The organism is Klebsiella huaxiensis, from assembly GCF_003261575.2.
GTDB classification, from domain to species: Bacteria; Pseudomonadota; Gammaproteobacteria; order Enterobacterales; family Enterobacteriaceae; genus Klebsiella; species Klebsiella huaxiensis.
Genome location: NZ_CP036175.1, coordinates 2,771,649 through 2,783,415, shown reverse-complemented (window position 1 = coordinate 2,783,415; position 11,767 = coordinate 2,771,649). Strand labels below are relative to the sequence as shown.

The window sequence follows — 11,767 nt, the reverse complement described above, 5'->3', positions numbered from 1 at the left end:
TAAAAGGATTGAGGTTATGAGTGAGATTCATTAATCGTGGGAGTCGGGTCGCCAACTTGTTTGGATTACCGTGCTCGCCTTTCTGTCGGGCGGCGGCTAGCTCCTTGCCCGACCTACAAAACCCAAACTCGTCCCGTAGGCCCGGTAAGGCGCTAGCCGCCACCGGGCAATTTCACAGGCGTGGGCTTAGAGTGCCATATCGTGCTGCGGCGATGCTTCCGCTTTCTGCTCTGCCGGTTTTGCGGTCATGACCGGCGCGGCGGCGTTCATCTCGATCACCGGCGGTTTGGTCAACTGCAATGCGGCAGCGGTGTCATTCCAAACCTGCTGAGTCAGCGCAACGTTGCCGTTCAGCTTCTGCCCATAGCTCGGAACGATATCGCGAATGCGGCTCTGCCATTCCGGGGAGTTGAACTGTTCCGGGAACATCTGCTTAATCACGTTCAGAGTGATCGGCGCGGCGGTGGAAGCCCCCGGCGAAGCGCCCAACAGCGCGGAGATAGTTTTCTGCTGGTCGACCACCACTTCCGTACCCAGCTTCAGCACGCCGCCCTTCTCAGCATCTTTCTTGATGATCTGCACGCGTTGTCCGGCCTGAATCAGCTTCCAGTCCTCTTTCCGCGCGCCAGGGTAATACTCTTTCAGCGCCGCAAAGCGGTCATCGTCACTCAACATGACCTGGCTAATCAGGTATTTCACCAGATCAAAATTATCCAGCCCAACGTGCGTCATTGGCAGCATGTTATCGGTCGTGGTGGTGCTCAGCAGGTCAAGGAATGAACCATTTTTGAGGAACTTCGTTGAGAAGGTGGCAAATGGCCCAAACAGCACTACGCGCTTGCCGTCGAGGAAACGAGCATCAAGATGCGGTACCGACATCGGCGGTGCGCCCACCGAGGCCTGACCATAGACTTTTTGCTGATGCTCTTTGGTCACCGCCGGGTTTTCGGTCATCAGGAAGGAGCCGCCCACCGGGAAACCGGCGTAGTTATCCGCTTCCGGAATACCGGTTTTTTGCAGTAATTTCAGCGCGCCGCCGCCAGCGCCGATAAAGACGTATTTGGCATCAATCGCCTGCTCTTCACCGCTATTCACGTTTTTAATGGTTACGTGCCATGAATTATCGGCATTACGTTTAAAATCGGTGACTTCAGACGAAGTTTGCAGCGTGAAGTTGTTATTTTTCTTCAGGCTTCCGATCAGCTGGCGGGTTATTTCCCCATAGTTAACATCGGTACCCACCGGCGTCCAGGTCGCAGCAACTCTTTGTTGCGGATCGCGACCTTCCATCACCAGCGGTGCCCATTGCTTTATTTGCGCGTGATCGGTGGAGAATTTCATCCCCTGGAATAAAGTGGTTTGCTGCAAGGCGGTATAACGTTTTTGCAGATAATCCACGTTATCACCCCAGACGAAACTCATATGCGGGGTAGAGTTAATAAAAGAGTGCGGATCGTGCAAAATGCCGCGTTTGACCTGCGCCGTCCAGAACTGGCGGGAGATCATAAACTGTTCGTTAATATCCAACGCTTTGCTGACGTCGATAGAGCCATCCGGGCGTTCCGGCGTATAGTTCAGCTCCATGTTGGCAGAGTGTCCGGTCCCGGCGTTGTTCCAGCCGTTCGACGACTCCAGCGCGACGCCATCCAGCTTCTCAACCATCACCTGTTTCCACTCCGGCTGTAATTCGTGCAGCCAGGTCCCCAGCGACGCGCTCATAATGCCGCCGCCAATCAACAGGAAATCGGTTTTTTTCGAGGTATCGTCATTTGCATATGTCGCCGAACTGACGAACATCGCTAATGCGGTCATAGATATAATCGTATTTTTAATTGCAGGCATAATAGAAATATCACATAGCACAAGTGTAATAAGAGGGTGCATATTAACGCACTTTTACTTTATTTTAAAATATCATTTACACTTTCGCACACATAGCTAATTATTATTAACCTGGTTTTTTAACTTAAAAAAGTAAAGTAACGACGGGGAATATATATATGCAATACGTTAGATACTTCTCACCCGGGAATAACCCCATCAAAAAGCATACAAACAATGTGGAATAAAAAAGGAGAGGTGGTTTGTGGATTATTTTAAATAATCCGGCGCGTATTGCAGAAATACGCGCCAGATGGTTCAGGTCAAACGACCGGCTGCGCCGAGCGTAGCGCAATTCGCAGATGATCGTTATGCTCCGCCAGCAGCTCCCGCGCCTGCCAGGCATCAAGCCCGCTGAGAATCATTAATATTGCCGTCCGGCAGTGCTGATTGCAGCTGGCCAATGCCGCTTTGGCTTCGCTACGCGAGCATTCCGTCGCCGCCATCACGATGGCTATCTGGCGCTCGGCCCAGCGCGGCGTGCTGGCCTGGAGATCGACGCGCAGATTTTCATACACTCGCCCAGCGCGAATCGCCAGCCCGGTGGTCAGCATATTGAGAATATGCCGCTGCGCAATTTGCGCTTTGGGATTACCAAAGCCCGCCACCGCTTCCGGCCCGGTTTGCGGGGCAATGATGATATCCGCCAGCTGCGCGGCTTCGCTGTTAGCCTGCTGCGTCAGAACGGCAATAGGCGCGCCTAACGACCACGCATGACGCATGGCCCCCCAGACCCACGGCGTTTTTCCGCTGACCGTTAGCGCCAGCAGCATATCCTGATTGCTGAACTGCAAGGCCTGTAGCTCAAGGGCACCAAGATCGTAATCGTTCGCAGCGGTTTCCATCTCCTGGAGCGCGGCAGCCGGCCCCCCGGCGATAAGCCCAACCAGCGAGTGTTTCCCCTCTGGCGTAAATTCACTCACCGCCTGTACGGCAGCTCGCCCCGAGGCGCCAGCGCCGACAATCACCAGTCGCCCTCCCCGGCTCAGCGTCGCGGTCGCATTATCAATCAGACGCGCAATTTCGGGTAAACATGCTCCAACAGCGTCGGTAATCTGCTTATCATCCTTGTGCAGCAACGTCAGCATATCGAGCGTGGCAAGGCTGTCGATATGGGTGGTTTCAGGGTGGCGTCGTTCCATCATTGAAGCGGTTGGCTTACTGCTCATAAAAACCTCCATTTAAAACTGAAAGAACTCTCTAAGGTGAAAAGCGCAAGCCGGTGGTAAACCCTCTCATTGACCATGGCTATTAATGCCAGTGTAAAGCCTTCCTGACGCACTTTACCGCCACGGGAGTCACAGTTTTATCGCCCCTGAAGCGCGGTGACTGCTGGTTGGTTGTTATCCGACCAGTTAGGCTTATCCGGTCTGGTAGGTATAGATGAGATATAATGAAGACTCAGTACATCGCCAGTCCACCATCGACAAAATATTGACTTCCGGTGACAAACGATGCCGCATCAGAGAGAAGAAATAGCGCCACTTCTGCCGCTTCTTCGGCCGTTCCCTGGCGGTTAAGCGCCAGTCGGCTCACCACTGAGGTTTCAAATTCACGGCGAAAGTCCTGGCTCATAAAATGGCGAAAGTCGGTATCTATTGGCCCAGGGACCAAAGTATTGACGCGGATATTTTGTGGCCCCAGAGCCGATGCCCAGCAACGGGTCAGCGAAATTAGCGCCCCTTTCGTCGCTGAATAAAGACTTGCCGCTGCCGCTCCCTCATAAGCCGACGTCGATGCCGTCACGATAACCGAGGCCCCCGCGTTAAGCGCTCCGGCAAGCGCTGCAAATTGCAGTACCGGCCCGCGCACGTTGGCCGCCATCATGCTGTCAAAGCTGTGCGCATTAACCTGCGCGGGTTCACCGACGCCAGCATATCCGGCATTCAACCACAGGCCATCTAGTCTGCCAAAATCCTCAACCTCACGAGCCAGCGCCTCGCCTGTCGTTGGGTCGCTGGCGTCGTTATAGACCACCCGCGCCCGGTCGGAAAGCTGCCTGCACAGAGCCTCCAGCCGTTGCGAATCGCGCCCTGTCGCCAGAACATATCCCCCTTCACTGTCAATCATCTTTGCCCCGGCAAGCCCGATACCGCTTGTCGCTCCGGTGACTAGAATTCGTTTCGCAGTAAATCTTGCCATTGCTGATCGCTCCTGATGGGTGATGGTACTCAACGGGATGGTAACCAGCCGAGGTCTGTTTGATAATAGAACAATTATCAACAGGACTATTTGGGAAAACCAGCATAATGCGAGGAAGTGATTTTGCTGAATTAAGGGCCTTCGCGATGGTCGTAGAGCAAGGCAGCTTCACCCGAGCCGCCGCTCATCTTGGCGTCACGACCTCCACCTTAAGCGCGACAATACGGCGACTCGAAGAGCGTATCGGCGTGCGCTTGCTGCACCGAACCACGCGCAGCGTCGCGCCAAGCGAAGCGGGTAAACGCATGATGCAGCGGCTCGCTCCGGCGCTAGCGGGCCTACAGGAAGCGGTTATCGATGCGCAAACTATCGATAATCCCGCAGGTCGTTTGCGGCTCAATGTTTCACGGGTCGCCGCCATTTATTATCTGTCCCCGCTGCTCGGCGGCTTTATTCAGCGCTATCCCAATATTGAGCTGGATATTGTCACCGACGATTGCCTGATTGATATCGTCTCAGCCGGGTTCGATGCTGGAATTCGTCTGGGTGAGAAGCTCCATCAGGATATGATTGCCGTCAGGCTAAGCGGCGACCTTGAGATGAAAGTGGTCGCCTCACCGCACTATCTGGCTCAGGCTCCACGGCCCCGCAAACCGCAGGATTTATTGCAACATCCGTGTTTGACCTATCGGCGGCCCAGCGATGGCAGCGTTTATCGCTGGGAGTTTCAGCGTGACAATGAAAGCTGTGAAATCGCGGTCAAAGGGCCGATTGTGGTCGATGAGCCGGAGATGCTCACCCCCATCGCGCTGGCGGGAGTGGGTATCGCTTACCAGTTTGCTCATCAGGTTGACGGTTGGTTAGCGTCAGGGCAGCTGGTTCAGCTCCTGCCTGAATGGACGCCCGCCTTCCCCGGCTTTTACGTTTACTACCCGAGCCGTAAGCAAATGGCGTCGCCGCTGCGGGCGTTTGTCGATTATCTGCGGATTGAATGCGGCGAATAAGCCCATAGTGGATTTGCCCGATACGTACCAACTGCGCGCTCGCTATATATTTTGCTTTTATTACACAGCTTTATGAAAGCCTTTCGTTCAGCGATAATACAACTCTATGAGTTTTACCCTGGGGTCGGAATGAATAAACTAGCGCAGCAGGCTGCGCCCGCGCGTAAACGTCCAATGAGTATGAAGCTGAGCACCGCCGTCACCTTAATGATTGGCAGCGTGATCGGTTCAGTACTGATTCTGGTCTATGCCCTGTGGTTTATGCAGATAAGCGGCGCAACCCGCGACGGCGTGAAGGACACGGCGCTGGCGGTGGCAAGGACGTTGGCGGACACCCCGGAGGTCAAACGCGGTCTGGCGCTGCCGCCGGATAGCGGTATCATCCAGCCGCTGGCGCTGGCCGCCACCAAACGGAATGGCCTGCTGTTCGCCGTGGTCACCAATATGGACGGCATCCGCTATTCGCATCCCAACAGCCAAATTATCGGCAAACCTTTCATCGGCGATGACATCCTGCCAACGCTGAAGGGTAAAGAGAACGTCGCCGTCAACCACGGCGTACTGGCCCCGGCGCTACGGGTATTTACCCCAGTATTTGACGATAGCCACCAGCAAATTGGCGTGGTGGCTATCGGGATTTCGTTGAGCAAAGTCGATACGCAAATCGCCGCCAGCCGCTGGGATGTGATTTTAACCGTGCTGTTCAGTGCGCTGGTTTGCGCCATTGGTACCTGGAGCCTGGTCCGCGGTCTGAAGCGCGTACTGCTGGGCCTTGAACCTCAGGAGATCTCAACTCAGTTCCAGCAGCGTCAGGCCATGTTGCATTCATTAAAAGAAGGCGTCGTAGCGGTGGATGCTGACGGCCAGGTCACGCTGATTAACCCCGCCGCGCGCAATATGCTGTTTAGCAGCCCCAACCACGATATTGCGCAAACGCCGCTGTTGGCGGATTTGCAGGAGGTGCTGCAAACCGGGGAGCCGATTTACGATCGGGAGCTGGGCTGTAACGGCCTACTGCTGATCAGCAATACCGTTCCCGTCCGTAGCCAGAATGATGTGGTCGGCGCAATCAGCACCTTTCGCGATAAAACCGAAGTCAGCCAGCTTCTACAGAGACTGGACGGGATGGTGAACTATGTTGACGCCCTGCGCACCACTTCACATGAATTCATGAACAAGCTGCATGTGATTCTCGGCCTGCTGAATATGAAAAGCTACGGCAAGCTGGAAGAGTACGTGCTGCAAACAGCCCATACCTACCAGGCGGATATCGGTGAAATCCAGAACCGCATTAAATCACCGGTCGTGGCGGGCTTTTTAATCGGTAAAATTCAGCGTGCGAAAGAGCGTGGCTTTACCCTCACGCTTGCGGAAGAGAGCCTGGTGCCGGACTGTCCGAATGAAAAACAGGTTACCGTACTGGTCACGGTGCTGGGCAATTTAATCGAGAACGCGCTGGATGCTATGAGCGGCCAGGCCGAAGGCGAAGTGGGTCTGTTGCTGCACTATCAGAACGGCTGGTTGAGCGGCGAAGTCAGCGATGATGGCCCCGGGATCCCGGAAGCGTTTATTGATGATATTTTTAATAAAGGATTCTCCACTAAAGGCGAGAATCGCGGGGTCGGGCTGTTTCTCGCCAGCCAGCAGCTTCGTGAACTGGGCGGGTCGCTGGCCGTCGAATCCGAACCCGGCGTGTTTACCCAATTTTTTGTTCATCTTCCCTGGGATAGTAAAAGGAAAAGTGCGTGATAAATGTATTAATTGTTGACGATGATGCCATGGTTGCCGAACTGAACCGCTTGTACGTGGCGCGGGTCAGCGGCTTCCGCTGCAGCGGCACGGCGTCGACGTTGAGTAAAGCCAGGGAGATGATTAACGATAAGGATCTGGAGATAGATCTGGTGCTGTTGGATGTGTATATGCAACAGGATAGCGGCCTGGATCTGCTGCCGACCATTCGCGCTTCCGGGCGAGCCATCGACGTGATTATGATCACCTCCGCCGCTGACGCTGCGACGGTGCAGACCTCGATGCACTATGGCGTGGTTGACTATCTCATCAAGCCTTTCCAGTTCCCGCGCTTTGAAGAGGCGCTGACCGCCTGGCGCGAAAAGCGCAAGCTGATGACCGGTCAACCCTATTATGAACAAGCAGATGTCGACCGCCTGCTGCACGGTGGTGTGCCTGAAGCCACCGATGCGCGTAAGCTGCCGAAAGGTCTGACCGCTCAGACGCTACGTACCCTTTGCCAGTGGATTGATGCCCACCCGGACATCGAGTTTTCTACTGACGAACTGGCGGCGGCGGTGAATATTTCTCGGGTATCTTGCCGTAAATATCTGATCTGGCTGGCGCAGATTAATATTCTCTATACCAGCATTCATTATGGCGCCACCGGTCGTCCAGTGTATCGCTATCACCTGATAGCCGAGCAGTACGGTTTGCTTAAGCAGTACAGTCAATAAGGTTATAGCTGTCGTCCAGCAGCCGGAAGCGAAAATGGCGCTGTGAAGAGAGGATAACGTCGCGGTTTTTGGTCACAAAAATCGCTTCGATATCTTCGCGCTGGCGTAGCGCCACGCAGCCTTTCTCAACGCCAAGACCGTAAATCAGGGTGGTCCAGATATCGCCGTCCAGAGAGTCGGCGGAAATTATGGTCACGCTTTCCAGCTCGTTATTCAACGGGTAGCCGCTACGCGGATCAAGAATATGGTGCCAGCGTTTACCGTCCTGTTCGAAGTAACGCTCGTAAATTCCCGATGTCACCACCGACTGCCCCGCTACTTCAATGCTGCCAACCAGCGCCTCCGCTTCTGAGAACGGTTTTTTTAAGCCGATCGCCCAGTCACCGAGGGTGTGCACGTTGCCGCCCAGGTTAATCAGCGCGGCGCTCACGCCCTGCTGCTGTAAATAGTCGCGAACCCGGTCAGCGATATAGCCTTTAGCAATGGCGCCGAGGTCAATCTCCATTCCCGCCTGGACGAGATAGACGCTGCCGGCAGTCTCATCGAGGATCACATCCTGTGGACGCGTTAACGCCAGTCGGGCGGCGATATCCTGCGCCTCGGGGACGCGGTGTCCCTGAAAACCAATACGCCACAGCTTAACCAGTGGGCCAATCGCCAGATTAAACGCGCTATCGCGCACCATACTGGCGGCTTTGGCGCATTTAATCAGCGCATAGACCGGGCGGCTCACCGTGACCGGATGACGTCCGGCGGCATGGTTAATGTCCATCACCTGCGACTGCGCGCGGTTAACGGTAAGCAGGTCTTCGTGGCGTTTAATCAGTTGAAAGACGCGCGAGGCGAGAGATTCATCATGAACATAGAGCTTAAGCAGAATGGGCGAACCCATCAGAACGGCAGAGTAGCTGTAGACGCGATTATCTGACATAACGTACCCCTAAGAAGACGTTTACGCCGGGCCGCGTTATCGCTTGCCCGGCAGGTGTCGCCTGTGCGTTAACCTCTGGCGCGTTTCGCCGCCTGATGGCCCGCGAGGGTGCCGAAGATAATGATATCGGCCACCGCGTTACCGCCGATACGGTTGCCGCCGTGGATGCCGCCAACCACTTCACCCGCAGCAAAAGCGCCTGGAATCACCTGATGCCCGGCGTTCAGCACCGCGGTTTCGGTGTTGATGGTCACGCCGCCCATGGTGTGGTGAACCCCCGGCGCGATACGAATCGCATGATAGGGGCCTTCATTAATTGGCGCACGGAGCGCGGTGGTACGGCCAAAATCATCGTCATGCTGTTTTTCGACAAAGCCGTTGTAGCGCTCCAGGGTTGCGAGGAAAGCATGGTAATCCATCCCCAGTTTCTCCGCCAGCTCACGCGGCGAGCTGGCGCTGGTGACGAAGCCTTTGGCGATATATTCATCGGCGGCTTTGTTTTTCGCCCTGACGTGCTCATCGAACACGATGTAAGCATAGTGCTCCGGCAGCGCGATAATCGATGCCGAGACTTTATCGCGGGTTTCCATCTCGTTGAAGAAACGGTTGCCCTGCTGGCTTACCAGGATGGCCCCGCCGCCGCGAATTGATTCGGAAATCAGATACGAGGTTTGCTGTTCCACCGTCGGGTGGATCTGGATTTCGCCCATATCCACCGTACCCGCGCCGATACGTTCCAGCAGCGCAATACCTCCGCCGGTTGCCCCTTTATGGTTAGTGGTCACGAAGCCCGCCAGGTCCGGGCGATATTTCACGACCATCGCGCTATTGGCGCTGAAGCCGCCGGTCGCCACCACAATACTCTTCGTCTGTACTACAACGGTTTCTTGTTCATCATTAAGCAAGCGTACGCCGCTCACCTCATCGCCGGTCATCAGGACCTCTTCCACCGAAGTATCGAGCAGAACATCGATGCCGCGTTTGGTGATATTACGCACCAGGCCGCTGATTAAGTAGCCGCCGACCGCCGATCCGTCGCGCGGACGGTGAGTACGGTCAATGCTCATCCCACCGGTAGTGGTAATATCGTTGAGCATAATGCCGCGACGCGCCAGCCATTCAATGGCTTCCGGCGCATTTTCGACAAAGCGACGTAGTAGCGCAGGGTTGTTTTTGTTTTGCCCGCCTTTCAACGTTTCCTGATAGAACAGCTCTTTGCTGTCTTCAATACCTTTCACGCGCTGGAAGCGAGTTTCTGCCGCATTCATTCCGGCAGAGGCTTTAATCGTGTTGCCGCCGATGGTTGGCATTTTCTCGACGATCAGCACGCTTGCGCCTTCATCGTGTGCCTGAATCGCTGCCGCCAGACCGGCGCCGCCGCTGCCGACCACCACCACATCATAACTTTTCGGTGTGACATCACCTTCACCCTCTTCGGCGGCCAGCGCTTTGCTGGACTTCAGCATCGCTTTGGAGACCGCTTTTTTCACCGCTTCGCTCTGGCTGGTTGCGCCGGAAATCGCATCCACGTGCGGGGTATTCGCGGTCAGAATGCGTTCGCGGATCTCTTCAAAACTGGTGGTGAATTCGACGGTTTGTACCGGGCTGGCGGCCAGTTCGATATCGGCAATACGATCGTTTTCCAGACTGACGTTAATCACCAGTTCGTTGGCGTCATCCTGAACGGTTTCGACGAACATCCCCGGTTTGAATTTCGCATCACCCATGCTCATATCGCGGATCATCGCTTCTACCAGCGAGAAGCGCCACAGCGGTTCCGGGATGTTCAGCGCTTCACGCTGGGTGCTGTCGATAAACAGCTCCAGCTCTTCACCGGCGGCAATTCGCCTCGTCCAGTCAGGATAAGCGATACAGGCGCGACCTACCGCCATCAGATCGTAGCCGTGATCCAGCCCCTGCTCGGCATCGGCGGCGTTTACCACGCCCCCTACGCCCATGACCGGCACCTGAGCCAACGTTTCAGAACGCATAGCACAGTATTTTTCAATCAGCGGAGTCGGGTCAGTGGTATCGACAATGGACGGACGCAAGGTTGCGCCAACCGAGAAATGCAGATAATCCACGCCGCGAGCGGCCAGCTTTTCCAGCAGGTACATGGTGTCGTCAAAACGGATGCCGGGGACTTCCATCTCTTCAGGGGAGAAGCGATAGCCGATGATAAAGGCATCGTCAGCGTACTGGCGGGCCATTTTGTGAGTAATATCCAGCACCGCCAGCGGGAATCTAGCGCGGTTGTCTCGGCTACCACCCCACTCATCATCGCGCTGGTTAGAGTTTAGCGAGTAGAACTGCTGAATCAGATAGGTGTTCGCACCGTGAATTTCAACGCCGTCAAAACCCGCCTGAATAGCGCGGCGTACACCTTCGCCAAACTTGGCAATCATGCCTTCAACTTCTTCACCGTTCAGCGCACGGGGAGTTGCTGCGCCATCACGCGGCGCGGCAATCGCGCTGGGCGCTACCGGCTGACGTCCGCCGATAAGCTGCGGGTCAACCATCCGACCGCCGTGATAAATTTGCAGAATCGCTTTTGAACCTTCCGCTTTAATCGCCTCGGCAATTTTGGCCAGACCGGCGACTTTTTCATCATTATCAATGCCGATTGCGCCCGGGAACGCCAGGCCGTAATCATCAATAAAGCAGCATTCAACAATAATGGTGCCGATACTGCCGGCACGAGCGCGGTAGTACTCCACCAGCTCACTGGTCACGGTACCGTCGAAATAACCGGTACAGGTGGTCATTGGTGCCATCAACAGGCGGTTTTTTAATTCAGTACCGTTCGGCAAAGTAAAAGGACGCAGAATTCGTTGGTTACTGGTCATAATGACGCTCCAGATTTTAAATATTGAAAACTCAGAATTGGGTGACGGAATTGTTTTTAGTTGTATTTTGTATATTCCTTAAGTCATACCCATAATATAGCGCTATTTTTAGTTACCAAAGTAATTACGTTAGTTAAAAAACTATTTAATACCAGCAATAACACCAATACCTCTATTGTATTATTAAATTTAAATACACCATTCACACAACGCAAACACACCATAACAAAAAAGAAACTTTTGTTAATGATTTAAAATTTTAGGAAATAATAATTTTATTATATAAAACAATAGCATGAAAAAATAAAGATAAGCATGGTTTTATTTAATTTAACATTTATCGTTATTTTAAACAAATAAACACCTCATCATATAGGGTTATCGATAAATTAAAAAAAATCGCTAACAACCTGCTTTTTTTGATCTCAATCAATTGCAACAGCGTATGAAAGCGCAATATATAAATATCCAAATATTTTAATTTAACGCCCAATAAAC

8 protein-coding genes are annotated in these 11,767 nt (G+C 54.0%); 3 read left to right on the top strand and 5 right to left on the bottom strand.

The features are described 5' to 3' along the window. Positions 1-186 precede the first annotated feature (186 nt). The 3 genes from mqo to DA718_RS13350 form a co-directional block, all read right to left on the bottom strand. Entirely contained in the window at positions 187-1,797 is a 1,611-nt protein-coding gene (mqo, locus tag DA718_RS13360) for a malate dehydrogenase (quinone) (RefSeq protein WP_267285571.1), read from the bottom strand. Between the two features lie 347 nt (positions 1,798-2,144). Continuing rightward, a complete protein-coding gene (locus tag DA718_RS13355; protein ID WP_112214340.1) occupies positions 2,145-3,050 on the bottom strand; it encodes an N-acetylmuramic acid 6-phosphate etherase in 906 nt (301 codons plus the stop codon). A 232-nt stretch (positions 3,051-3,282) separates the two neighbouring features. Continuing rightward, positions 3,283-4,023: an SDR family NAD(P)-dependent oxidoreductase gene (locus DA718_RS13350; RefSeq protein WP_112214341.1), complete on the bottom strand. Its 741-nt coding sequence runs from the start codon at positions 4,021-4,023 to the stop codon at positions 3,283-3,285. Between the two features lie 107 nt (positions 4,024-4,130). Between DA718_RS13350 and DA718_RS13345 the strand changes: the two genes are divergently transcribed. The 3 genes from DA718_RS13345 (at position 4,131) to dcuR (ending at position 7,492) form a co-directional block, all read left to right on the top strand. Beyond that, positions 4,131-5,027, top strand: a complete 897-nt coding sequence (locus DA718_RS13345) for a LysR family transcriptional regulator (protein ID WP_112214342.1) — start codon at positions 4,131-4,133, stop codon at positions 5,025-5,027. 129 nt (positions 5,028-5,156) lie between these two features. Beyond that, positions 5,157-6,776, top strand: coding sequence for a sensor histidine kinase (locus DA718_RS13340; protein ID WP_112214343.1), 1,620 nt, complete (start codon positions 5,157-5,159; stop codon positions 6,774-6,776). After that, complete coding sequence (gene dcuR, locus DA718_RS13335; RefSeq protein ID WP_112214344.1) at positions 6,773-7,492, top strand: two-component system response regulator DcuR; 720 nt, start codon at positions 6,773-6,775, stop codon at positions 7,490-7,492. Before DA718_RS13340 ends, dcuR begins: the two co-directional genes overlap by 4 nt. Here dcuR and DA718_RS13330 read toward each other — a convergent pair. Together DA718_RS13330 and DA718_RS13325 are read right to left on the bottom strand one after the other, a co-directional pair. Further along, the gene (locus DA718_RS13330) at positions 7,473-8,423 is read right to left on the bottom strand and encodes an FAD:protein FMN transferase (protein WP_112214345.1); all 951 of its coding nucleotides are present in this window, start codon (positions 8,421-8,423) and stop codon (positions 7,473-7,475) included. The two genes, dcuR and DA718_RS13330, sit on opposite strands and share 20 nt — an antisense overlap. A 68-nt stretch (positions 8,424-8,491) precedes the next feature. Beyond that, complete coding sequence (locus DA718_RS13325; protein WP_112214346.1) at positions 8,492-11,269, bottom strand: flavocytochrome c; 2,778 nt, start codon at positions 11,267-11,269, stop codon at positions 8,492-8,494. Positions 11,270-11,767 lie beyond the last annotated feature (498 nt).

Bases quoted from the DNA above. Each gene is read 5' to 3' on its own strand.
- DA718_RS13330 (WP_112214345.1), bottom strand. From the start codon at position 8,423: ATGTCAGATAATCGCGTCTACAGCTACTCTGCCGTTCTGATGGGTTCG.
- DA718_RS13350 (WP_112214341.1), bottom strand. From the start codon at position 4,023: ATGGCAAGATTTACTGCGAAACGAATTCTAGTCACCGGAGCGACAAGC.
- DA718_RS13345 (WP_112214342.1), top strand. From the start codon at position 4,131: ATGCGAGGAAGTGATTTTGCTGAATTAAGGGCCTTCGCGATGGTCGTA.
- DA718_RS13355 (WP_112214340.1), bottom strand. From the start codon at position 3,050: ATGAGCAGTAAGCCAACCGCTTCAATGATGGAACGACGCCACCCTGAA.
- mqo (WP_267285571.1), bottom strand. From the start codon at position 1,797: ATGTTCGTCAGTTCGGCGACATATGCAAATGACGATACCTCGAAAAAA.
- DA718_RS13325 (WP_112214346.1), bottom strand. From the start codon at position 11,269: ATGACCAGTAACCAACGAATTCTGCGTCCTTTTACTTTGCCGAACGGT.
- DA718_RS13340 (WP_112214343.1), top strand. From the start codon at position 5,157: ATGAATAAACTAGCGCAGCAGGCTGCGCCCGCGCGTAAACGTCCAATG.